The organism is Brevibacterium sp. FAM 27836 (genome assembly GCF_051351055.1).
Lineage (GTDB): Bacteria > Actinomycetota > Actinomycetes > Actinomycetales > Brevibacteriaceae > Brevibacterium.
On sequence record NZ_CP195711.1, the window covers coordinates 3,926,561 to 3,948,722 of the forward strand.

The following is a 22,162-nucleotide window of genomic DNA, read 5'->3' on the forward strand; positions in this document are numbered from 1 at the left end:
ATCCTTGGAGGAAGTACAGATGCTCAGAGTCAGGCGCGTCATGGGATCCGAAACCGAGTTCGGCCTCAGCCAGCCCGGCAACCCGCGCGCGAATCCGATGCGGGACTCGGCGCGTGTCGTCGATGCCTATGCGGGACCGCGCGGCCTGAAGTCGTCCCAGAGCTTCTGGGACTTCGCCACCGAGTCGCCGCTGGCCGATGCTCGCGGCTTCATCATGAACCTCGCCGACGCCGACTCCTCCCAGCTGACCCATATTCCGCAGGACGACGTCGAAGCCCAATACCTCGCGAACGTGGTCACGGAGAACGGCGCGCGCTACTACGTCGACCACGCCCACCCCGAATACTCCTCTCCGGAGGTGCTGACTCCACGCGATATCGTCACCTTCGACCGGGCCGGCGACCTGGTGGGGCTGGCCTCGGTGCGGGCCTTGGAGAAGACCGAGGAACCGGTCAACCTGTACAAGAACAACACGGATTCGAAGGGCTCGTCGTACGGCACGCACGAGAACTACCTCGTCGATCGCGGCACCGACTTCGATGACATCGTCGCCGGCCTCGTCCCGTTCTTCGTGACCCGGCAGATCCTGTGCGGCTCCGGTCGGGTCGGGATCGGCCGTGAGGGCGAGGGCAAGGGCTTCCAGATCTCTTCGCGCGCGGACTTCTTCGAAGCCGAGGTCGGCCTCGAGACGACGCTGCGCCGACCGATCGTCAACACCCGAGACGAACCGCACGCCGACGCCGCGAAGTACCGACGGCTGCATGTGATCATCGGCGACGCCACCCTGGCCGAACCCGCAACCTACGTGCGCTTCGGCGCGACCTCCCTCGTCCTCGGACTCATCGAAGCGGGCCTGGCCCCGAGAATCGAACTCGACGATGCCCTGCAGTCGCTGTGGGACGTCAGCCACGACCTCAGCCTCAGCGCCCCGCTGCGCCTGAGCGACGGCACCACGATGACGGCATTGGAGATCCAGGAGGTCTTCTTCGCCGCCTGTGCCGAACACGCCGATCCCGAGGATGCCGATACCGCCGCGGTGCTCGCCGAATGGCGGCGATTCCTCGACGGGCTGGCCGCCGACCCGCGCAGTCTCGCCGACTCCATCGACTGGGTCGCCAAGTGGGTGCTGCTGGAGAACTACCGTGAGCGCGAGGGCATCGACTGGGATCATCCGAAGCTCGCCCTCATCGATGTCCAGTACCACGATGTGCGCCCGGAGAAGGGTCTGTTCCACAAGCTCGAGAGGGCCGGACGGATCCGACGGATGACGACCGACGCCGAGGTCGAGGCGGCGGTGACCAACGCGCCCGAGGGCACCCGCGCCTTCCTCCGCTCGTTCGCGGTCAACCGCCTCGGCGATGCTCTCGTGGCTGCCAGCTGGGACTCCCTGGTGCTCAACGCCGGCGACTTGGGCATCGTGCGTCTGCCCATGCAGGAGCCGCTCAAAGGTACCCGCGAGCTGCTGGAGGACCGGGTCGAGGGAATCGAGACCGCCGAGGCCCTGCTGAAGGCCCTCGGAGTCGATAGACTGAAACCGAAGAACGACTGAAGAGGTGTGAGATGAGCTCGCAGGAACAGGTCCAGAGGGACAAATCGAATGGCGGGTCGGACGCGCCCGTCGACCCGCCGGAAGCCGTGCAGGGTCAGATCAACACTCAGAACGTCGACTCCATCCTCGATGAGATCGACGGCGTGCTGGAATCGAACGCGGAGGAATTCGTCAAGAACTTCGTGCAGAAGGGCGGCCAATGAGATGTCAGGATTCTCTCCTGCATTTCTGAGCTCGACGAGCAATTCCTTCGTCGAGCTCGCCCGCTCCCTGGCTCCCGAGACGTTGCCGCAGAACAGCGGTCGGGACCTGACCGGGCAATCGCCGGAAGGCACAACGATCATCTGCTTCCGCACCGCGACCGGTGTCCTCATGGCCGGGGACCGGAGAGCGACGATCGGCAACCTCATCGCCTCCCATTCGATGGAGAAGGTCGAAGCCGCCGACGACTTCTCGGTCATCGGCGTTGCCGGAACGGCCGGGGTCGCACTCGACCTCATCCGCCTCTTCCGGCTCGAACTCGAACACTACGAGAAGATCGAAGGGGCCGGGCTGTCCCTCAACGGCAAGGCCAATCGTCTGGCCGCGATGCTGCGCGGCAACCTCGGACTGGCCATGCAGGGTCTCAGCGTCGTGCCCCTGTTCGCCGGCGTCGATGCGTCGATGCCGCAGGGACAGATATTCAGCTTCGACGTCACCGGCGGCAGATACGTCGAACACCGCTTCCACGCCATCGGCTCTGGCTCCGGCTTCGCCCGAGGGGCACTGAAGAAGCTGTGGCAGCCGGATCTCGACACCTCCGCGGCGATCGGAGTGGCCGTCGAGGCCCTCTTCGACGCTTCCGATGATGATTCGGCGACCGGGGGACCGGACTTCGTGCGTCAGATCGCGCCGACGGTCTTCACCGTCGACCTGGAACACGGGGCCACCGAGATCGATTCGGCCGCTGTGCTGGAGACCGCCACCGAGGTGGTCGCCCGCCGCACCCGCAGCGCGCGGGCCTGAGCGTCGGACCGTCAAAGTCGAATCGTCACCGCGAAAGGATCGGACATGAGTCAGGCGCCGTTCTACGTCTCTCCGGAACAGCTGATGAAGGACCGGGCGGACTTCGCCCGCAAGGGCATCGCCCGGGGCCGGTCGGTCGTCGTCATGCGCTTCGACGAAGGCATTCTGCTGCTCGCGGAGAACCCCTCGCCGACGCTGCACAAGATCGCCGAGATCTACGACCGGATCGGCTTCGCCGCCGTCGGCAAATACAACGAGTTCGAAACGCTGCGCCAGGCCGGAGTCCGCTACGCCGATCTGCGCGGCTACTCCTATGACCGCACCGATGTCACGGCCCGCGGGCTGACGAACGCCTATGCGCAGACCCTGGCCGGTGTCTTCACCACCGAATCCAAGCCCTTCGAGGTCGAGCTCGTCGTCGCCGAACTCGGTCACACAGCCGAACACGACCAGCTCTACCGGCTCAGCTATGACGGTTCTGTCATCGACGAGACCGAGCATGTTGCCATCGGAGGCCGAGCCGACGCGATCACCGATTCCTTAGCCGGACTGGCCACCTCACAGATGTCTCTGCATGAGGTGTTCGCCCATGGTGTGCAGGCTTTGTCTGCCGCCACCCAGTCGACACCGGCCGCAGACGCGCTCGAAGCGGCGATCCTCGACCGAACGACCACCAAGCAGAGGACGTTCCGACGTCTCGACGATGCCGCGATGAACCGGCTGCGGGAGGACTGAATGGCACGCATCTACGGGATCGAGACCGAATACGGACTCGCCCACACCGCCGCGGCGGACGGACGCCGGATCGGACCCGAGGAGATCGCCCGGCACCTCTTCCGGCCCATCGTCGAATGGGGACGGTCCTCGAACGTGTTCCTGCCCAACGGCTCCCGCCTCTACCTCGACGTCGGCTCGCACCCCGAATATGCGACCGCCGAATGCGACGACCTGGGCGATCTGCTCGCTCAGGACCGGGCCGGCGAGGCGCTGATGATCGACCTGCTCGACCAGGCGCAGACCGCACTCGAGGCCGAAGGCGTCGGCGGGCGGGTGCACATGGTCAAGAACAACACCGACGCGGCCGGGAACTCCTACGGTTCGCACGAGAACTTCCTCATCCGCCGCACCCTCGACTTCAACCGACTGACCACGGTGCTGCTGCCGTTCCTCGTGTCCCGACAGCTGCTCGTCGGCGCCGGCGCGATCATCCCGCGCCGCTCGGCGTTGAACCCCGATGAGGAATCGGACCGCACGGAGATGATGTTCGGCCTCTCTGCCCGCTCCGATGTCATGTGGGAGGGACTGTCCTCGGCCACGACCCGGTCCCGGCCGATCATCAACGCCCGCGACGAACCCCATGCGGATGCGGAGAAGTACCGTCGTCTCCACGTCATCGTCGGTGACTCCTCGATGTCGACGGCCACCTCGGCGCTCAAGCTCGGATCGGCGATCCTCATGCTCGACCTCATCGAACAGGGAGCGCGGATCCCGGAGAACGGGCTGCGCCACCCTGTGCGCGACATCCGACTCGTCGCGCGCGACCTCACCGGTTCCGTCGTGCTCGAGCGCACCGACGGCACCACGACAACCCCGCTGGGCCTGCTCTCGGACTACCGGGAGCGGGCACAGCGGATCGTTGACAAGGGAGATCACAGTCTCGGCGACGAAGGCCTCGCCGGCTATGTCATCGACCTGTGGACGCGGATGCTCACCGCCGTCGAATCCCAGGACTTCTCGACCGTGGACACGGAGATCGACTGGGTGATGAAACGCGCGCTCATCCGCCGGTCCATGCAGCGGGGGATCGACGACATCACCGATGCGCGCATCCACCGTCTCGACATCGCCTACCACGACATCACGCCGGCGACCGGCCTGTTCCCGAAGCTGGAGGCGGCGGGAATGGCGAAGAACCTCGTCCCCGCCGAGGCGGCCACCCGCGCCAAAGACGTGCCTCCGGCGAGCACCCGGGCTGCCATCCGGGGCGAATTCGTCCGTGTCGCCCATGCCGCCCGCCGCGACTACACCGTCGACTGGGTGCACCTGCGGCTCAACGACGAATCCGGTCGCGCCGTCGCACTCAAGGACCCGTTCGCCACGAGTCACCCGCAGGCGGAGACGCTCATCGCCGGCCTGTAAGATCACCCTGTGATCCGGTCGGTCCCGCCACAGCGTTCGGGCACGACCACCCGTGACGAAAGGAAACCAGTGCGCACCAAAGTGCTCAGCGCCATTGCGGCCGGCCTGCTGCTGCTCTCGGCCTGCGGGCAGGGTGAGGAGTCGCAGGACTCGACCACACCTCCGCCCTCGGTGTCCGCCCAGGATGCGAAGTCGACCAGCCTCGACGACATCACCGTCGAGGGCAAGAAGGGCAAGAAGCCCAAGGTCAGCTTCGATTCTCCGCTGGTGATCGAGAAGGCCGAGAAGAAGGTGCTGGAGAAGGGCACGGGGGAGAAGATCGCCGACGGCGAGCAGGTCACCGCCCAGATGACCCTTGTGTCGGGCACGAACGGCAAGATCGTCGAATCCAGCTACGATTCGCAGGCACCCGCCGGTTTCCCCATGGACAAGTCGCAGATCTCCGAAGACCTCTACAACGCCCTCATCGACGTCAAGGTCGGCTCCCGGGTGATGATGTCGCTCAACGGCTCCGCCGAGCAGGGCGAGGCGTCGCAGACGCTCGTCTACATCATCGATGTCGAGAAGACCACCCGACCGCTGACCCGCGCGGAGGGGAAGAAGGCCGACCAGTCGGGCAACCCGGTGACGGTCAAGTGGGCCGACGACGGTGCCCCGTCGATCTCGAAGCCGAGGGGTGACGAGCCCGAGGATCTGAAGACCTATACGACGATCGAAGGCGAAGGCCCCGAGGTCGAGAAGGGTCAGAGCGTGGCCGTGAAGTACTCCGGTTGGCTCTGGGACGACAACTCGAAGACCTTCGACTCGAACTGGAAGAAGGGCGGACAGCCGTTCGTCGTCGACCCCGTCGGGGAGGCCCAGGTCATCGAGGGGTGGAACGAAGGCCTCGTCGGCCAGAAGGTCGGCAGCCAGATCGTCCTCGTCGTCCCCCCGGAGAAGGGCTACGGCGAACAGGGCAGAGAACCTTCGATCCCGGCAGATGCGACCCTGGTCTTCGTCATCGACATCCTCTCCGCCCAAGGCTGAGACGCACTTTTCGCCACACACAGCACGACTACTCCAGGAGGAAGAAAATGAGCAAGCAGAAGCCAGAAGTCGACTTTCCCGGCGAGGCCCCGACCGAGCTCATCATCACCGATGACGTCATCGGCACCGGCGCCGAGGCGGGGCCCGGCGACACCGTGAGCGTGCACTACGTGGGTGTCGCCCATTCCACCGGCGAAGAGTTCGATGCCTCGTACAACCGCGGCACCCCGTTGGAGTTCCGTCTCGGGTCCGGAATGGTCATCTCCGGTTGGGACCAGGGGATCCAGGGGATGAAGGTCGGCGGCCGCCGTACCCTGCAGATCCCACCGCACCTGGCGTACGGAGATCAGGGCGCCGGCGGTGTCATCCAGCCCGGGGAGTCGCTCATCTTCGTCTGCGATCTCGAGAACGTGCGCTGACCGTTCGCATGACGACTGTGGCCGGGCTCTTCGGAGCCCGGCCACACGTGTCTGATCTGTCCGATTCGATGCGGGAGACAGATTTCGGTCGGGAACTCGAGGCCGGGATTCAGAGTTCGGCGGCCAAGCGCCCCGCGGCGGCCGCGGCGAGGAACGATGCCGCATCGGCCGGCAGCTTTCGCCCCATGGTCGACAGTCCGACGGGGGAGGAGCCCAGCTCCGCCCACAGACCGCTCAAGTCGACGTCGACGAGATCGTGCATGACCAGGCTGCCCAGCTGTCGGTCCACGGTGTCGACGACGACGGTCGGCTCCGGATCCATCTCGGCCAGCTCCGCCTCGGTGAGGGTGGAGAAGTCGGGCACCGGCACGGTCATCCCCGGCCGTGCGATCTCGGTCAGCGGGGTCAGCGAATGGTGGGAGATGCCGAAGTGGCGGCCGCGGGCATCGGCATTCGACATCCGCAGCAGGCCGATCGGGCGCCCGCCGAGCAGGGCTGCGGCATTGAGATGGTCCCCGGTGACGAGCCCCGAATAGCCGTACTTCGTGCCGGTGCCGAGGTTCCCGGGCCCCTGCGCGACGATGGTGATGTCGGCCCCCATCACGTGTCGGGCGGCGAGCAGACCGGTGTGGACGGTCACCGCTTCGAGGTCACCGCCCCAGGACTGCCCGATGCTGATCGACCCCGTCAGCCATCCGACCTCCTTGAGACCGGCCACCGCCTGTGAGAACGGGGCGGGCAAGGCGGCACCGTCGCTGAGCACATACGCCACGGACAGGGAGGGGTCGACAGCGCGGATGCCGGCGATCACAGCCGGCAGCGCCGAATGCAGATCGGCCACGATGACGGGCATGCCGTCCAGGTGCTCCGCCTCAGCGAGGACGGCATGGTGTTCGGATTCCTGATCATCGACGCCGAGCACCATCGTCTGCAGGGGCGAATAGCGGTCCTTGACCAGATGTCCGGGGCCTTCGGGCGGGTCGGCGGGAAGCGCCTCGGGCAGTGCGACGATGAGACCGAAGCCTCCGGTGCCCAAGCGCTTGGCCAATGCCGAGACATTGACGATCACCGAGTCTCCGACCTGCGGATGGCCGACAGCATCGGTGTAGGCGATCGCGCGGATGGAGGTCACATCTGTGCCCGGCAGCGCCCGGTCCAGTTCGACGGCGACGTCTGTGTATCCTGGCCGGGTGGAGCGAATCGCTGCGGCGATTCCTTTGCGCCAATGAATCATGGTCCCAAGACTATCGCCCGGCCTAGGTTACGGTGGAATCGTGAACACACCCCGCACCAGCAGACAGAGACAGCAGACGGAACGGCTGATGAACCTGCTCATCGCTCTGCGCGCCTCCCGCGGATGGGTCTCTCGCAAGACCCTGATGAGCGCCATCGACGGTTACACGGGGCTCGACGAGGTCGCCTTCGACCGCAAGTTCTCTCGCGACAAAGAGCTGCTGCGGCACATGGGCATCACGATCGCCACCCGTGCCGAACACGATGCGTACGGAGACGCGGGAGAGACCGGTTACCGGATCTCGACCGCCGACTATGCGATGGACGAGGTCGATCTCACTCCGGCCGAGGCCGCTGCCGTCACGGTCGCGGCCGCCTTCTGGTCGGAGACCGAACTCGGCGACTCCAGTGCGCAGGCGCTGACGAAGCTTCGGGCCTTGGGCATCGACCTCGACCAGCAGGGTGCCGAGCGTGCGCAGGTGGATCCGGGCTCTGCCGCACGCAGACTCGCCAGTGCGAACTTCGCCGATGCCCTCCACCACATCAACGCCCGCGAAGCCATCGGCTTCCGCTACCACAAACCCGGACAGACCGCGCGCAAGGTGCGTCTGGAACCCTACGCCCTGCTCAGCCGCGGCGATCGCGTCTACCTCTTCGGTTTCGACCTCGATCGGCAGGCACGTCGGACCTTCCGTCTCTCCCGCGTCGAGGGCGGAATCGCGAAACTCGGCGGACGTGAGCCCGGCGATTACACGATCCCCGAGGACTTCTCACCTCAACTGGCTCTGCAGTCGAGTTCGGAGATGGCGGTCGTCGCCGAGGCGAAGCTGCACATCCGCGCCCACCGGGCCGACCCGCTTCGACGCCGGCAGGTGCGCGTCGATGACGATGCGGTGATCATCGAGTTCTCCGATGTCGACACGCTCGCGGCCGAGATCGTCGGCTTCGGCGACGCCGTCGAAGCGGTGTCACCGCCCGAACTCGTCCGTGCCGTGGACCAGCGCCGCGATGAGATCCGTGCATCCCTCAACCGCCTCGGAGGTGCCAGTGTCCTCAGCGCGTGAGCGACTGACGAGGCTGCTCAGCCTCGTGCCCTACCTCGATGACCATCCCGGCGCGGATCTCGAGGACACAGCCGCGTATTTCGGCATCGACTCCGACACCCTCATCGACGACCTTCAGCTCCTCTTCGTCACAGGACGGCCCGGGCACATGCCCGATGACCTCATCGACGCGAGCTGGGAGGGCGGGCAGATCTTCGTCTCCAACGCCGAGGAGGTCTCCGTGCCGGTGCGTCTGAGCGCGGAGGAAGCCGGCGTCCTCGTGCTCGCCCTCGAACTGCTCTCCTCGCTGCCAGGGCTGGACTCCGAGGCCGTGGCCTCGGCCGCGGACAAGCTCCGGCTTGCGGCGGGCGAGAACCTGCGCACCGCCGTCGACGTCAGCCCCATCGACGTCGACGAAGAGCTGCTGAGTGCGCTGCAGAAGGCCGTTGACGAAGAGACGGCGCTGCAGATCGACTACTATGTGGCCTCCCGTGACGAACTGACCACCCGGATCATCGCTCCGACGAACCTGGTGCCCGGTTCCGACTGGTACGTCGACGCCTGGTGCTACTCGGCCGGGGCACCGCGCCGGTTCGCACTCGGCAGCATCAGAGCATGGGAGCTCACGGCCCATCCGCCGCTGTCGGTGAGCGAATCGACCACTCGATCCCACGAGGTCACCCTCGGCTTCTCCGGCAGGGGAGCCTGGCTGGCCGATGAACTCGACGTGACGACACGTGAATACTTCGAAAACGGTGAGACGAGTGTGCGCGTGCGTCTGCTCGTGCACTCGGTCGACTGGCTGAGCCGGTTCCTGCTCTGCCACGCCGATGTCATCACCGAGATCGACGACACCGATGCGGTCGCGGAGGCACTGCGACGACTCGGCTGAGCGGTGAACCGCCTGCGGATGAGGATGAAAGGCTCAGCCGCACAGCGTAGAATCGTCACAGCATCAACAAACCAAGGAGCTCCCAATGAAACCAAGTTTCGTGCAGATCGCGATCGTGATCCTCATCATCGTGATCATCTTCGGCGCGCCCAAACTGCCGCAGCTGGCTCGAAGCCTGGGACAGTCGATGAAGATCTTCAAGTCCGAGGTCAAGGACCTGCGCGACGATGAGGACGCTTCGGCGACGAAGTCCACCGAACCGGGAGCCCTGAACCAGAACTCCTCGACCGACTCGGACAAGGCCACCGGTGGGGCCACCGGCTCCGACGAGTCGAGTCGAGAGAAGCAGGACCCGCAGTCTCACGAGAAGTGAAAGAGAACAGTCAGCGGAAAGCCTCGCGAGCACAGAAGAAGAACCCTGAGAAGAAGATGCCCGTCGTCGGGCACCTCGTCGAGTTGCGCAACCGCGTCATCATCGCAGCCGCCGCCATCGTCCTGGGTGCGGTCGGCGGCTGGTTCCTCTACGACCCTGTGCTCGACATCCTGCAGGAGCCGATACGGACCATCCGCGACAACGGGGGCCGGATGGCAGAGATCAATTTCGCCGGAGTCGCGTCCCCCTTCGACCTGAAGATCAAACTCTCGTTCTTCATCGGTCTCTTCATCTCCTGCCCCATCTGGCTCTACGAGATCTGGGCGTTCATCGTGCCCGGGCTCAAGCGCAAGGAGAAGTTCTATTCGTTGGGCTTCCTCGGCGCCGCGATTCCACTGTTCCTGGCCGGGTCGACGATGGCGTTCTTCGCCCTGCCCAACGCCGTCAAGGCACTGACCTCGTTCACACCCGAAGGCGGGACGAACATCATCCCGGCTCAGGACTATCTGAGCTTCGTGATGATCATCATCGTCGTGTTCGGTCTCGCCTTCGTCCTGCCGGTGCTCATGGTGGGACTGAACATGCTGGGAATCCTCTCGGCGGACCGGATCAAGAAGTCCTGGCGCATCATCGTCATGCTCGTCTTCCTGTTCGCCGCGATCGCCACCCCGACCCCCGATGCCATGTCCATGTTCTTCCTCGTCATCCCCATGATGACGCTGTTCTGCGTGGCGTGGGCGATCTGTGTCTTCAACGACCGCCGACGCAAGAAGCGCCTCATCGAACAGGGCCTGTGGGTCGACGAGGACGAACTCACTGACGAAGAGAAGAATGACTGATTCCACTCACCCCTCGGATCCGACCGCCGCGGAAGAGACGCTGAGTCCCTCCGCCGCCTACGCTGAATTCCGAGCTCGCTCCGAATTCGCGCGCACCCCTCTGGGGCAGTTCATGTCGCGCACCGAATTCGAACTCGACGACTTCCAGATCGAAGCGTGCAGCCACCTGCAGGAAGGTGAGGACGTCCTCGTCACCGCTCCGACAGGAGCCGGGAAGACGCTCATCGCCGAATTCGCCGTCGAGCTCGCCCGCGGCCAGGGCAAACGCATCTTCTACACGACGCCGATCAAAGCGCTGAGCAACCAGAAGTTCAACGACCTCTCTGCCGTCCACGGTCCGGAGAACGTGGGCCTGCTCACGGGGGACACGACCATCCGTCGGGACGCGCCGATCATCGTGATGACCACCGAAGTGCTGCGCAACATGCTCTACAACGATGTGGCGGGCCTGTCCGACCTCGGGTTCGTCGTCCTCGACGAAGTCCACTACCTCGCCGACAGGTTCCGCGGACCGGTGTGGGAAGAGGTCATCATCCATCTGCCTGACCGCGTGCAGATGGTGTCGCTGTCGGCGACGGTGTCGAATGTGGAGGAGTTCGGAGCGTGGCTGCGTGAGGTCAGGGGACCCACGACGATCGTGTCGACCAGCCACCGCCCGGTGCCTCTGGTCAACCACGTCCTCGTCGGCCACCGCATGTTTGACCTGTTCACCCACGCCGACTCGGACCGGATCGACCCCGCACTCAATCACGCCACCCGCACCCACGGAGGTCCGCGTTCGAAGCGTGCACGCGCCACCCGCGCCCGGTTCCGCCGTCCCAGCCGCACCCAAGTCGTCGCGTCCCTCGCCGAGGCGGCCATGCTGCCGGCGATCATGTTCATCTTCTCCCGCAACGGCTGCGACGAAGCCGTCGAACAGTATCTGAGCACCGGGGTCGACCTGAACTCGCGGGATGAGAAGACGATCGTCAACGCCGCGCTCGAATCCCTGCGCGAAGAGCTGGCCGACGAAGACCTGGGCATCCTCGGCTACCACACCTTCCGCGAAGGACTGCTGCTCGGCGTGGCCGCCCATCATGCGGGCATGATCCCGCAGTTCAAACAGCTCGTCGAGGAACTGTTCTCACAGGGGATCATCAAGGTCGTCTTCGCCACGGAGACCCTCGCCCTGGGCATCAACATGCCGGCGCGCACGGTGGTGCTCGAGAAGCTCGTGAAGTTCAACGGCGAAGCCCATGTCATGATCACTCCGGGGGAGTACACGCAGCTGACCGGTCGCGCCGGACGTCGCGGCATCGACCGCATCGGGCATTCCGTCGTCGTCTGGCATCCGACCATCGAGGTCAGCGAGCTCGCCGCACTCGCGTCGAACCGGTCATATGCACTGAACTCGGCGTTCGGACCGACCTACAATATGACCGCGAATCTGCTCTCACGGATGAGCTCGGCGGAGGCTGCGAAGGTGCTCGAGACCTCGTTCGCGCAGTTCCAGGCCGATAAGGCCGTCGTCGGTCTGGCGCGGAAGGTCCGCAAGAACGAAACGACGATCGCAGCCTACGAGAAGTCCATGCACTGCGATCTCGGTGACTTCTCCGAATACGCGGGTCTGCGCCGGGCGATCTCGGACACCCAGAAGCAGGAGACCCGGACGAAATCGCGGAACAGGCAGCGCGATATCGTCGAATCCCTCACTGCCCTCAAGATCGGTGATGTGGTGACGATGCCGGCCAAGCGGGTCGGCGGTCGGGCCGTGATCATCGCCCCGATGAGCAGTCGCGACGGAGTCTCCCGGCTGCCGACCGTGCTCACCGAGCAGGGCAAGGTGTGGCACCTGCGCCCGCATGAGGTCACCGCACCGGTGGCCTCTCAAGGACGTATTCGGGTGCCGAAGAAGTTCAACCATCGGCAGGCCGGCGACCGCAGACAGCTGCTGTCGATCCTCGAATCCGCCGTCGCCGATGGTCGCGTCGACCCGGATGCGCACTGGGAGTCGAAGCGGGACCGCGAGGGTGAGAACACCACCGTGGCCGAGCTGCAGGCGCAGATGCGGGCCCATCCGTGTCACGACTGCCCGGATCGGGAGGTGCATGCCCGATGGGCCAATCGCGCCGACAAGCTCATCCGGGAGAACGATTCCCTCATCGCTCGCATCGAGGGGCGCACCACGTCGATCGCGCTGGTGTTCGAACGTGTTCAGGACGTGCTGCGCGGCCTCGGCTTCGATCCCGCCGAGTCAATGATGCTGCGCCGCATCTACGGTGAACGGGATCTGCTGGTGGCACTGACGATCCGTGCCGGTCTGTGGGAGAAGCTCAATGAGCCCGAACTCGCGGCCTTCGCATCGATCTTCGTCTTCCAGTCGCGCCGGGACACCCTGCACGCGCATCGGGCGCCGAGCGCTGATCTCAAGGTCGTCTGCGATGAGGCGGAGACGACCTGGCGCCGGCTCTTCCACCTCGAGGAACAGCACGCTCTCGACACGACCGAGGAACCGGACCGCGGGCTCATCAAGCCGATGTATCGGTGGACGGAGGGCAAGACCCTCTCGGAGTCGCTGCGGGGCAGCGATATCGCCGCCGGTGACTTCGTCCGCTGGGCGAAGCAGAGCCTCGATCTGCTCGGTCAGGTCGCCGAAGTCATCGACGATGACACCGCGGTGAGGATCCGGCGGACGGTCAATGCCATCCGCCGAGGCGTCGTCGCCGACTCCTGACCCGAGCCGCCTCCGGCAGCTCACGGGCCGGACGCGGACGTCGTCTCAGCGGCGAACCTTCTTGACGATGTTCTCGATGTCCGAACCGAAGGCGTTCTCCGTGGTCAGGTAGGTCCACGTCGAGGAGGGACGTTTGAGTCCGTGCGATTCGAGATCGATGCCCTCAGCGGTCATCTCGGCCTTCTCGACAGTGGCCTTCGAGTCCTCGATGACATCGGACCAGAACGAGGAGAAGATGCGGATCGACTCCGCATTGAACGCCTCATGCGGCTTCTCGCGGGCGAAGGTGCGCAGATGGATGCCCTCGCGCAGGTCGTTGAGAAACGCGAGATGGTCGACCCAACGAGCGTCGAGGTGGAAGAGCATGACATCGCGCAGCACCTGGACGAGAAGTGCCTCCGAATGCTCCGTGACGATGTCCTCGGCTCGGTCGCCGAGTTCGCGGCGCAGCTGCTCGACCGGTTCGTCCTCCTTGCGGATCTGCACGCGGCGTTCGAGGACGAGCTCCCGCTGCTTGGCCATGAGCTCGTTGAACCGCCACGTGTCGCGGTGGAGAGCCGTGTTCTGGCCCTCGGCGATGCGCTGGGCGTGTTCGACGAGGGCGAGGGCGCGTTTGGAGTCGATGAGTCCGGTCTCGTCGCCCTCGGTGACGAAACGCTGGATCTCCGGCACGCGGGTGAGCAGTTCGTCCTCGAGACTGGTGAAGAAGACCGAGGTGCCCGGATCACCCTGCCGACCGGCACGACCGCGCAGCTGATCATCGAGTCGGGATGACGGATAGCGGCCGGCACCGATGACGAGCAGGCCACCGGCCTCGGCGACCTCGTCATCGGCGAGGCGGATGTCGGTGCCGCGGCCGGCCATCTGCGTGGACACCGTCACCGCGCCGGGGGCACCGGCTCCGGCGATGATCTCGGCCTCATGGGTGTCGTCCTTCGCATTGAGCACCGCGGCGTCGATTCCACGTTCGCTGAGACGCTGGGCCAAGGATTCGCTTTCGGCCACCGAGGAGGTACCGATGAGCACGGGACGGTTGCGGGCATGACTGTCCGCAACCTCCTCGACGATCGCGCGTTCCTTCGACTCCTGATAGGTGAAGAGACGGTCGGGTTCGTCGATGCGGATGACCGGCAGGTGCGTATCGATGGGCACGATCTCCAGCCCGTAGAATTCGCGCAGATCGTCGCCGACGGCCAGGGCCGTGCCGGTCATCCCGCACACCGTCTCATAGCCGTGGATGAGCTCTTCGACGGTCATCTGGTCGAGGATCTCGCCGCTGTCGGTGGTGCCGAGACTCTCCTTGGCCTCGACGGCGGCCTGGAGTCCGTCGGGCCACCGCTGCAGCTCGGCCACTCGCCCGCGGGAGGAGGAGATGAGTTTGATCCGGCCATCGACGACGAGATAGTCGACATCGCGTTTGACCAGGGAACGGGCGTGGAGGGCGAGGTTGACGGCGGCCAGAGTCTCGGAGTCCTCGCCGAAGAGTTCGACATCGAGTTCCTCTTCGACCCGGTCGACTCCGGCATCGGTCAGTGAGACCGCGTGACGGTCCGGGCTGATCTCGAAATCGGTGTCGGGGCTGAGCTTGGCCACGAGAGCCGCGATCGCCGTATCGGCGTCCTCGACGCTGGCCGATCCGGCCAGGACGAGGGGAACTCGGGCCTCATCGATGAGTACGGAATCGGCTTCATCGACGATGACGACGTCGCGTTCGGGGACGCGCAGATCCGCGTCATCGGTGAGGAAGCGATCACGGAGGACGTCGAAGCCGACTTCGGTCACCGAAGCGTAGACGACCTCTGCCCGGTAGGCTTCACGCCGTTCGTCTTCGCTCTGCGACCCGGAGATCGCCGCCGAACGCACACCGAGGAGATCGAAGAGCGGCTTCATCCACTGCCGGTCGCGCACGGCCAAGTAGTCGTTGACGCTGACGACGTGGACCCGGCGTCCCTGCAGGGCGTAGCCGGCAGCCGCCAAGGCGCCGACGAGGGTCTTGCCTTCGCCGGTGGCCATCTGCACGATGCTGCCCTGCAGGAGGCCGATGAGGCCGCGCAGCTGCGTGTCATAGGCGGTTTCGTCCAGGGCACGTTCACCGGCTTCCCGGGCGAGGGCACAGTAGCGGGTCAGCGTCTGCTGCTGAGTTCCCGAAGCGAAGACCTCGCCCGCGGCCTCGGTGAGCTCTGCATCGCTGAGATCGGAGATTTCGCGTCCGGCCGCGGCGAGTTCGTCGGCTGCTCGTTCGAACCAGCCCGTTGCCTTCTCGGCTTGAGCGCCGGGTCGGTTGAGCAGGCGTGCAAAGAATCCCATGGTCGTCCTTCGTCGAAAAGTGCGTCGGTGTCGAGTCTAACGTTCAGGACATCGGCCACGAACCGTCGACGACGGCTTCGGCGTTGCCCTTCTTCCGCAGCCAGGCCTGGAGTCCTGCGGCCTGTGAGCGCTTCCACTCGGCCTGTGCGCTCATGATCGCGTGGCTGCTCAGCCCCGCGATTTCCGTGGACTTTTCGGCCAATGCTCGGGAAATGTCCAGTGCTGCCAGCGCGTCGGCGGCCGCATCGTGCGCGTCGAGGAGTTGAACACGATAGGTTCTCGCGGTGTCGATCAGCGTCCGTTTGCCCTTGCGGTAGGGGTCGATGTACTTGTCGACGACGAAGGTGTCGACGATCGTCGGGATGATCCCGGCGAAGTCGATGTCCGGGCGATGCCGGGCCACCTCGGCGGCCATCACGCTGAGGTCGTAGACGACGTTGTGGCCGACGACCACCGCACCTTCGTCCTTGAGGGCAGCGAACTGCTCGCACAGTTCCGTCACGACTTGGGCTGCGGGCGCACCGTTGGCCTGGGCGTATTCGGTGGTGATGCCGTGGACGGCGCGTGCCGATTCGGGGATCTCCATGCCGGGGTCGGCCAACCAGGTGCGCGTCTGCGTCGCCGAGTCGACGAATGCGGCGGTGACGATGCGGGCCGTCGCCGGGTCGACACCGGTCGTTTCGAGGTCGAAGCCGACGAGCCGGCAGTCCAGCCACGATCCGGTCGCACGAGCAGGCGCCGGGGCGGTCGCAGCCTGGGGGACCGGGGGAGTCACAGCCAGGGGGACCGGGGGAGTGCCGCCCTCACCTGCAGTGGAGGCGCCGGCGACGGATTCGAGCGCGGCGACGAGGTTGTCCACGGAACGGCGGATGTTCTGTCCTGTCGCTGCGGCGAGGACTCCGGCCCGATCGAAGCGATTCGGCACCGCGGACAGGTCGATGCCGTGATCGACGTCGGTGAGGCAGCGCATGACCTCGAGCGTCTTATACAGACTGTCCTCGACCTCGATGATGGTCGCGGCCCGCTTCGGGCTCAGGCCCCCGGTCTTCACTCCGGCCTTCGCGGCTCTGACGATCGAGTCGAGCGAGCCGAAGTTGTCCAGCAGCGTGGCCGCGGTCTTCTCCCCGATGCCCGGGGCGCCGGGCAGCCCGTCCGAGGGATCCCCGCGCAGAGCCGCGAGCTCTCGGTAGCGAGTCCCGTCGGGCACGCCGTAGGCATGCGGCAGATCGGCCTGGGTGAGGGCTTCCCATTCCCCGCCCTTGCGCGGACGCAGGACGCTCACCTCGGTCTCGGCATCGAGCAGTGCGAGCAGATCCCGGTCGGGAGAGACGATGACGACGGGGGTCGTCGACTGGGCCGCCATCGTCGCAATGACATCATCGGCTTCGGTCCCGTCCACCTCGGCGATGGGGATTCCGGCAGCCGTGAGCACGCGTGTCATGATCGGCAGCTGCCCGGCCAGTTCCGCCGGAATCTCCGTACCGGCCGCTTCGTCCTTGACCCGCGCCGCCTTGTACTCGGGCATGATCGCGGTGCGGAAGGCCGGGCGCCAATCCGCGTCCATCGTCGCCACCACACGGGCGGAGCCGAAGCGGCGGATCATCTGTGCGACGGTGTCGAGCACCCCGCGAACGGCGTTGACCGGCTGACCGTCGTCATTGACGATCGAGTCCGGCACCGAGTAGAAGGCGCGGTAGTACAGTGCAGGCGTATCGAGCAGAACCAATGGCTTCACAATCGATGACGATACCCGACGCTCCTGACACAGGTGTAGCCGCCAGCCCCGACGGTGTAGCCTGTCGGCTGTGACTATGTACTTTGGTGGAGATGTCTACAGCAGTATCGACCCGTTCGCCACGGCGCTGGGATGCGCCGACGGCAAGGTCTCGTTCATCGGCTCCGATGAGGCGGCCAAGGCTCTGGACCCCGAGGCGATCGACCTCAACGAGGATTTCCTCACACCCGGGTTCGTCCATGCCGGGCTCATCCTCGACGAGGCGGCGCCGAGCGCCGAACAGCTCTATACCCAGGGATTCACGCATGTGCATGCCATCGGCAGCGCCGAGGCGACCGCCGGCTTCGACGCCGGTGCACCGGACGGCCTGTCGGTCGTGGCCTACCCGACGCTGACCGGAGACGGCACCGAGACCGCGGCCGACGCCGGTCGGGCCTCGATCGACGCCGAACGGCTCCTCACCCTGGAGGGCCTGCCGGAGCTCAGCCTCTACATCCTCATCGACTCGAACGACCGCCTCGGCGAGGTGCTCGCGGCGCTGCGGGCCGACCCGGCACACGCACAGCGGTACGGGTACCGCCTGCGGCTCGACTTCTCCGTGTCCGAGGCGCAGGTCGAAGCCCTGGGCCGCTGCGGAGTCGCCATCACCGTCGATCCCGTGCGGGAGCAGCCCCTGGCCCAGCTGCTCGCCGCCGGTGCGCAGATCTCGTTCTGCCATTCGCAGACCTCCCCATGGGCCGGTGTGCGCGATGCCGTCGTCGGCGACAACGGCATCGGCGCCCGCGCCGCGTTCAACGCCGCCACCCGATTCGCTCATCGGGCCGCTGGCAACCCCGAAGGGGGCGTGCTCGCCCCGGGAGCCGATGCCGATATCGTGCGGTGGCAGGTCGAGCGTCTCGTCGTGCAGGTCGCCGACCCGCGTGTCGCGGCCTGGAGCACCGACCCGCGGTCGGGAACTCCGGGTCTGCCGGAGCTGGCCGCGGACGTGGCTCTGCCCACACGAGTCGCCCTCTGAACCGGCGCCGGGGTCGGCGTGTCGAGTCGACACGCCGAGGAATCCAGACTTTTTCACCCTGCTTCACCCCTTTGACCTGGGGTTTTGGTCATCGGCCCTGGTCAGATCGATTTTGCAAAGTCAGCGCCGACAACTAGATTCGTGATGAACATTCCGCCGCATGCGGGATGGAGTCGGCACTCCCGTCATTAGATAACTCGCCGCAGCAGCGGCGTGGTCCGAAGGCGGGGGTGTCGACTCATTGTCGCCGATGCCGAACGCGTATCGTGGAGTCCGTGCCTTCTAAGATTCTCGTCGTCATTCCGACCTTCAACGAACGTCTCGCCCTGCCGGTGACTCTCTCCGGACTGTTCGAACAGCAGCCACAGATCGATGTCCTCATCGTCGATGACGGTTCACCCGACGGCACGGGGGAGTGGGCCGCAGAGCAGGCAGCGTCGGACCCGCGCATCAATGTCCTGCACCGCAGCGAGAAGGCCGGGCTCGGCATGGCCTATATCGCCGGATTCGAATGGGCTCTGGAGCGCGATTACGACATCATCTGCGAATTCGACGCCGACGGCTCGCACCGTCCTCTCGACCTCGAACAGCTGCTCTCCGTCGCGCGTTCGGGAGCGGCCGATCTCGTCATCGGATCCCGGTGGGTGCCAGGAGGCGCGATCGTCGACTGGCCGAAGTCGCGATACTTCCTGTCTCGCGGAGCCAACGTCTACGTCAATGCCGTCATCGGGCTGGGCGTGAAGGATGCGACCGCAGGCTTCCGCGCCTACTCTCGCGAAGTGCTCGAAGCGCTCGATCTCTCGGGCGTGCAATCACAGGGATACTGCTTCCAGATCGACATGACCTATCGCACCGTCGAAGCCGGCTTCCGGGTCGCCGAAGTTCCCATCGTCTTCGTCGAGCGCGAGCTCGGTGAGTCGAAGATGAGCGGCTCGATCATCTCCGAGGCCTTCACGAAGGTCGCAGGATGGGGCCTGGATCGACGCCGCAGGCAGCTGCGCCGGCTGCTGGGCGGCGACAGGTCACAACGCGCCGAGCCGGCCTGAGCACATCGCTCCTTCGCGCGCAGTGAGGGGAAATGCCTGAAGGGGGTGCAGGCCTCGGCCTGCACCCCCTTCAGGTGTCTGTTCTACGAGTTCTGCCTCCGCAGAGAGGACTCAGCTCTGCGCCGGAACCTCTCCGCGACGGATCGCCAGACGCTCGTCGAGGAGCAGCTGGAGTTCGTCGAACGACCGACGCTCGAGCAGCATGTCCCAGTGGGAGCGCACGTGCTTGACCGGCTCACCGTCGGGCTCATTGACTCCGACCCGCACGCCGATGCCGTGGATTCCCGAGTCCCATGTCGACGGGACTTCGGCTTCGATTGAGAAGGGCACCTTGAAACGGGTTCCGTCCTCGCATTCGAACTCGACCATCTGACGCGGTGCCGGCTCGACGCCTTCTTCGGTTTCGAGGCTGCGCGAGCCCAACTGGGTTCCGCGGAGACTGCGTTCGCTCATATCTAAGACCTTCCGACTCGGGTGCTCACCTTGGACGCAATGTAACAGTCTACCGTGTCCGTCTATTCCCCCATGCCCCTGTGCCTCCGGGGCCGCTGACGGTTGAGCACGTCAAGGCCCGTGGCGACGTCATCGGTGACGATGCCGTCGACTCCGAGGTCGAACAGCGCCTGCATCCTCTCCGCCTCATTCACTGTCCACACGTGGACGAGCAGGCCCTCACGATGAGCACGGTCGACGAAGTCCGCGGTGACCACGGGCACACCCCTGAACCGTTCGGGCACCTGGAGGGCGTCGATCTCCGGCACCGAGGGCAGCAGACCGCGAGCGGGCAGCCCCGGCAGACGACCGAGGGCGAAGAGCGCCGTCTCGGTCGTCCCCGTCGAAGTGCGCACTCCGGGCATGGCGGTGCGCAGCCGTCGCAGGGTGCCGGAGTCGAAGGAGGCGAGCCGGATCTGTTCTGAGGCACCGAGATTGTGGACGAAGCGGATCATCGGTCCGATGCTGTGTTCGGCTTTGACATCGATGTTCCATTCGACGGTCGGCAGCGCCTGCAGCAGTGCATCGAGGCGGGGGAGGCGGCCGCCGGCGCTGAGTTCGATCGCATCGAGCTCGGCCGCGTTGAGTTCGCGGATGGCCTGAGGGCGACCGGCGATGCGCGTCAGGTCGGCGTCGTGTGCGGCGAAGAGGACCCCGTCGGCCGATGCGTGGACGTCGGTCTCCATCCAATGCACTCCCGCGTCCGCCGCAGCCGTGAACGCCTCGAGGGTGTTCTCGCTCATTCCCGGCCACAGGCCGCCTCGGTGCGCGATGATCTCTGGGCCTGCGGTGGCCTCGGGCTGAGAATTCATGGTCCAATCCTAGTCCGGTGTTGATTTCGGCCCGAGCGTCATCAAGGATGGAGACATGAGCTCACACCGCGAACCCATCGAACCCGACTTCGTCATCGACTCCACCGCGAAGACACCGAGCGAACGGGCCCGCCGTGCCGCGGGTCGTGCCTACACCGCGGCGAGCAGCGGAGTGAAGACCGTGCGCGAAGCCGCATCGACCTCACGCCTCATCGAAGCCACCGAGAACGGCGTCAACAAGGCCCTCGGATCGCTGTCGCACGCCATTGACGATGCAGTGCGCAGCGGGAAGGTCGAACAGGCTTTCGACAAGGCACAGGAGAGAGTGACTTCGGGGGCGGCAGGAGCTCGCAAGTTCGTGACCCGCAAGTCCGAGTGATTCATCGGGTGGGCAGACTCTCACCTGTGTGGCACGCCGTTCGGGCGTGCCACATTGCATTTGTAACAGTTCCTTAATTAGACTGAGCCTCAGGTAACAATCCGATAACTTGGAGTCTTTCCTCGCGTGCACCGCTGCGACGAGGACTTCCCCCTGCATATCTCCGAGTTGCCGAGAAACTCTCTGACGACGAGGAACATCACTGTGGGCAGACACTCAGCACCAAGCACCAAGGCGAGCGGCTCGCTCTTCTCTGCACTGACGGCGAAGAAGAAGGCCGGCCGCCATGCGCCGACACGCAGCGAGAACACCGCCGGAGGCGTGCTTGCCGCCGTGCGCACTCGCCCTGTGCTGTCAGCGTTCATCGTTCCCACCGCGGCGACGGCCGCGGTCGTGGCTTCGAGCCTGGCCATGGTTCCCGAGGACACGGCGCCGAATGATCAGGTCGTCGCCGAAGCCCCTGCCGTCTCCGCCGCCGAGCCGACGCAGGCGACAGACGAATCCCTCGCCAAGGCGAAGAAACAGGCCAAGGAGAAGCCCTCAGAGGTCACGATCGAAACGAAGGTCGAGACTCCCAGCCCCGCACCTTCCTCGACTGGGGGCGAGAAGTCCGACGAGAAGTCTTCGGGTTCGGCAGGCGGGACCGCGTCCGACGAGAACGACGGGCCGTCGACGTCCGGCAAGTCGGGCGGCCAGTCCGGAAGCTGCCCGATGTCCTATTACGGCGGCGGCGACGGCTTCGACGGCAAGCAGACAGCCAACGGCGAGAGCTTCGATACGAACAAGCTCACCGCCGCTCACAAGTCCCTGCCCTTCGGTTCGAAGGTGAAGATCACGAACACGGCCAACGGCAAGTCCGTGACCGTGCGCGTCAATGACCGCGGCCCCTACCACGGCAACCGCTGCTTCGACCTGTCGAAGGCCGCGATGGAAGCCGTCGGCGGCGTCGGTGCAGGACAGATCAACGGCAAGTACAAAGTCCAGTGACCCAGGCGCCCAGCACCAGCTGAGATTCGTCACCGCCGCGGCCCGGTCTCCGGGACCGCGGCGGTGACGTCTCTGCAGAATCCGCGAATTCTGCGGAATCCGTGACCGAATGCGCGACCGAAAAACTCTGCGACCGTCGATCTCTGTCCGCCTCGGTG

At 65.6% G+C, this 22,162-nt stretch carries 21 protein-coding genes; 16 read left to right on the forward strand and 5 right to left on the reverse strand.

Annotated elements, in window-relative coordinates:
• The first annotated feature begins 19 nt into the window (after positions 1 to 19).
• From dop to ACSE4D_RS17555, 7 genes are all read left to right on the forward strand, one after another.
• The gene (gene dop, locus ACSE4D_RS17525) at positions 20 to 1,549 is read left to right on the forward strand and encodes a depupylase/deamidase Dop (RefSeq protein ID WP_135540880.1); all 1,530 of its coding nucleotides are present in this window, start codon (positions 20 to 22) and stop codon (positions 1,547 to 1,549) included.
• A gap of 11 nt (positions 1,550 to 1,560) precedes the next feature.
• Positions 1,561 to 1,752 (forward strand): ubiquitin-like protein Pup, encoded by a 192-nt coding sequence (locus tag ACSE4D_RS17530; RefSeq protein ID WP_135540878.1) that lies wholly within the window; start codon positions 1,561 to 1,563, stop codon positions 1,750 to 1,752.
• A gap of 1 nt (position 1,753) precedes the next feature.
• The gene (gene prcB, locus ACSE4D_RS17535) at positions 1,754 to 2,554 is read left to right on the forward strand and encodes a proteasome subunit beta (protein WP_135540876.1); all 801 of its coding nucleotides are present in this window, start codon (positions 1,754 to 1,756) and stop codon (positions 2,552 to 2,554) included.
• A gap of 45 nt (positions 2,555 to 2,599) precedes the next feature.
• Positions 2,600 to 3,289, forward strand: a complete 690-nt coding sequence (prcA, locus tag ACSE4D_RS17540) for a proteasome subunit alpha (RefSeq protein WP_135540874.1) — start codon at positions 2,600 to 2,602, stop codon at positions 3,287 to 3,289.
• The gene (pafA, locus tag ACSE4D_RS17545; RefSeq protein WP_135540872.1) at positions 3,290 to 4,693 is read left to right on the forward strand and encodes a Pup--protein ligase; all 1,404 of its coding nucleotides are present in this window, start codon (positions 3,290 to 3,292) and stop codon (positions 4,691 to 4,693) included. It abuts the gene before it with no gap.
• A 69-nt stretch (positions 4,694 to 4,762) separates the two neighbouring features.
• Positions 4,763 to 5,719 (forward strand): FKBP-type peptidyl-prolyl cis-trans isomerase, encoded by a 957-nt coding sequence (locus tag ACSE4D_RS17550; RefSeq protein ID WP_425119410.1) that lies wholly within the window; start codon positions 4,763 to 4,765, stop codon positions 5,717 to 5,719.
• 47 nt (positions 5,720 to 5,766) lie between these two features.
• The gene (locus ACSE4D_RS17555) at positions 5,767 to 6,138 is read left to right on the forward strand and encodes an FKBP-type peptidyl-prolyl cis-trans isomerase (protein WP_135540870.1); all 372 of its coding nucleotides are present in this window, start codon (positions 5,767 to 5,769) and stop codon (positions 6,136 to 6,138) included.
• A 109-nt stretch (positions 6,139 to 6,247) separates the two neighbouring features.
• Here the strand turns inward: ACSE4D_RS17555 and ACSE4D_RS17560 are convergent, their stop codons facing one another.
• Complete coding sequence (locus ACSE4D_RS17560) at positions 6,248 to 7,372, reverse strand: DUF3866 family protein (RefSeq protein WP_425119411.1); 1,125 nt, start codon at positions 7,370 to 7,372, stop codon at positions 6,248 to 6,250.
• 40 nt (positions 7,373 to 7,412) lie between these two features.
• On the opposite strand from ACSE4D_RS17560, the gene ACSE4D_RS17565 reads away from it, so the two are divergent.
• The 5 genes from ACSE4D_RS17565 to ACSE4D_RS17585 all read left to right on the forward strand — a co-directional run bounded on the left by ACSE4D_RS17565 (position 7,413) and on the right by ACSE4D_RS17585 (position 13,231).
• Positions 7,413 to 8,435, forward strand: a complete 1,023-nt coding sequence (locus tag ACSE4D_RS17565; protein WP_240689945.1) for a helix-turn-helix transcriptional regulator — start codon at positions 7,413 to 7,415, stop codon at positions 8,433 to 8,435.
• Positions 8,419 to 9,306: a WYL domain-containing protein gene (locus ACSE4D_RS17570; protein ID WP_135540866.1), complete on the forward strand. Its 888-nt coding sequence runs from the start codon at positions 8,419 to 8,421 to the stop codon at positions 9,304 to 9,306. The genes ACSE4D_RS17565 and ACSE4D_RS17570 overlap by 17 nt, the downstream gene beginning before the upstream one ends.
• Positions 9,307 to 9,391: 85 nt before the next feature.
• Entirely contained in the window at positions 9,392 to 9,679 is a 288-nt protein-coding gene (gene tatA, locus ACSE4D_RS17575; RefSeq protein ID WP_135540864.1) for a Sec-independent protein translocase subunit TatA, read from the forward strand.
• Positions 9,676 to 10,518 carry a twin-arginine translocase subunit TatC gene (gene tatC / locus ACSE4D_RS17580; RefSeq protein WP_346763090.1) on the forward strand — a complete coding sequence of 281 codons (843 nt, stop codon included), beginning with the start codon at positions 9,676 to 9,678 and terminating at the stop codon, positions 10,516 to 10,518. The genes tatA and tatC overlap by 4 nt, the downstream gene beginning before the upstream one ends.
• Positions 10,511 to 13,231, forward strand: a complete 2,721-nt coding sequence (locus tag ACSE4D_RS17585) for a DEAD/DEAH box helicase (RefSeq protein WP_425119412.1) — start codon at positions 10,511 to 10,513, stop codon at positions 13,229 to 13,231. Before tatC ends, ACSE4D_RS17585 begins: the two co-directional genes overlap by 8 nt.
• Positions 13,232 to 13,276: 45 nt before the next feature.
• Here ACSE4D_RS17585 and secA2 read toward each other — a convergent pair whose 3' ends face one another.
• Positions 13,277 to 15,538, reverse strand: coding sequence for an accessory Sec system translocase SecA2 (gene secA2 / locus ACSE4D_RS17590; protein ID WP_425119413.1), 2,262 nt, complete (start codon positions 15,536 to 15,538; stop codon positions 13,277 to 13,279).
• Between the two features lie 43 nt (positions 15,539 to 15,581).
• Complete coding sequence (locus ACSE4D_RS17595; protein WP_240689944.1) at positions 15,582 to 17,273, reverse strand: 5'-3' exonuclease H3TH domain-containing protein; 1,692 nt, start codon at positions 17,271 to 17,273, stop codon at positions 15,582 to 15,584.
• Between the two features lie 76 nt (positions 17,274 to 17,349).
• Here ACSE4D_RS17595 and ACSE4D_RS17600 point away from each other — a divergent pair, with 76 nt between their 5' ends.
• The gene (locus ACSE4D_RS17600) at positions 17,350 to 18,288 is read left to right on the forward strand and encodes a metal-dependent hydrolase (RefSeq protein WP_425119427.1); all 939 of its coding nucleotides are present in this window, start codon (positions 17,350 to 17,352) and stop codon (positions 18,286 to 18,288) included.
• Positions 18,289 to 18,563: 275 nt separating this feature from the next.
• Positions 18,564 to 19,334 carry a polyprenol monophosphomannose synthase gene (locus tag ACSE4D_RS17605; protein ID WP_240689943.1) on the forward strand — a complete coding sequence of 257 codons (771 nt, stop codon included), beginning with the start codon at positions 18,564 to 18,566 and terminating at the stop codon, positions 19,332 to 19,334.
• A gap of 111 nt (positions 19,335 to 19,445) precedes the next feature.
• Here the strand turns inward: ACSE4D_RS17605 and ACSE4D_RS17610 are convergent, their stop codons facing one another.
• Together ACSE4D_RS17610 and ACSE4D_RS17615 are read right to left on the reverse strand one after the other, a co-directional pair.
• Positions 19,446 to 19,787, reverse strand: a complete 342-nt coding sequence (locus tag ACSE4D_RS17610) for an RNA polymerase-binding protein RbpA (RefSeq protein ID WP_135540857.1) — start codon at positions 19,785 to 19,787, stop codon at positions 19,446 to 19,448.
• Positions 19,788 to 19,849: 62 nt separating this feature from the next.
• A complete protein-coding gene (locus ACSE4D_RS17615) occupies positions 19,850 to 20,638 on the reverse strand; it encodes a glycerophosphodiester phosphodiesterase family protein (RefSeq protein ID WP_135540855.1) in 789 nt (262 codons plus the stop codon).
• A gap of 55 nt (positions 20,639 to 20,693) precedes the next feature.
• On the opposite strand from ACSE4D_RS17615, the gene ACSE4D_RS17620 reads away from it, so the two are divergent.
• A complete protein-coding gene (locus ACSE4D_RS17620; RefSeq protein ID WP_425119415.1) occupies positions 20,694 to 21,017 on the forward strand; it encodes a hypothetical protein in 324 nt (107 codons plus the stop codon).
• A 204-nt stretch (positions 21,018 to 21,221) separates the two neighbouring features.
• On the forward strand, positions 21,222 to 22,004 hold the full coding sequence (locus ACSE4D_RS17625; RefSeq protein WP_436326328.1) for a septal ring lytic transglycosylase RlpA family protein: 783 nt from the start codon (positions 21,222 to 21,224) through the stop codon (positions 22,002 to 22,004).
• The last annotated feature ends 158 nt before the right edge of the window (positions 22,005 to 22,162 follow it).

Excerpts from the sequence above, each read along its gene's own strand:
- dop (WP_135540880.1), top strand. The coding sequence starts at position 20 with ATGCTCAGAGTCAGGCGCGTCATGGGATCCGAAACCGAGTTCGGCCTC.
- ACSE4D_RS17530 (WP_135540878.1), top strand. The coding sequence starts at position 1,561 with ATGAGCTCGCAGGAACAGGTCCAGAGGGACAAATCGAATGGCGGGTCG.
- prcB (WP_135540876.1), top strand. The coding sequence starts at position 1,754 with ATGTCAGGATTCTCTCCTGCATTTCTGAGCTCGACGAGCAATTCCTTC.
- prcA (WP_135540874.1), top strand. The coding sequence starts at position 2,600 with ATGAGTCAGGCGCCGTTCTACGTCTCTCCGGAACAGCTGATGAAGGAC.
- pafA (WP_135540872.1), top strand. The coding sequence starts at position 3,290 with ATGGCACGCATCTACGGGATCGAGACCGAATACGGACTCGCCCACACC.
- ACSE4D_RS17555 (WP_135540870.1), top strand. The coding sequence starts at position 5,767 with ATGAGCAAGCAGAAGCCAGAAGTCGACTTTCCCGGCGAGGCCCCGACC.
- ACSE4D_RS17560 (WP_425119411.1), bottom strand. The coding sequence starts at position 7,372 with ATGATTCATTGGCGCAAAGGAATCGCCGCAGCGATTCGCTCCACCCGG.
- tatA (WP_135540864.1), top strand. The coding sequence starts at position 9,392 with ATGAAACCAAGTTTCGTGCAGATCGCGATCGTGATCCTCATCATCGTG.
- ACSE4D_RS17585 (WP_425119412.1), top strand. The coding sequence starts at position 10,511 with ATGACTGATTCCACTCACCCCTCGGATCCGACCGCCGCGGAAGAGACG.
- secA2 (WP_425119413.1), bottom strand. The coding sequence starts at position 15,538 with ATGGGATTCTTTGCACGCCTGCTCAACCGACCCGGCGCTCAAGCCGAG.
- ACSE4D_RS17600 (WP_425119427.1), top strand. The coding sequence starts at position 17,350 with ATGTACTTTGGTGGAGATGTCTACAGCAGTATCGACCCGTTCGCCACG.
- ACSE4D_RS17610 (WP_135540857.1), bottom strand. The coding sequence starts at position 19,787 with ATGAGCGAACGCAGTCTCCGCGGAACCCAGTTGGGCTCGCGCAGCCTC.
- ACSE4D_RS17615 (WP_135540855.1), bottom strand. The coding sequence starts at position 20,638 with ATGAATTCTCAGCCCGAGGCCACCGCAGGCCCAGAGATCATCGCGCAC.
- ACSE4D_RS17620 (WP_425119415.1), top strand. The coding sequence starts at position 20,694 with ATGAGCTCACACCGCGAACCCATCGAACCCGACTTCGTCATCGACTCC.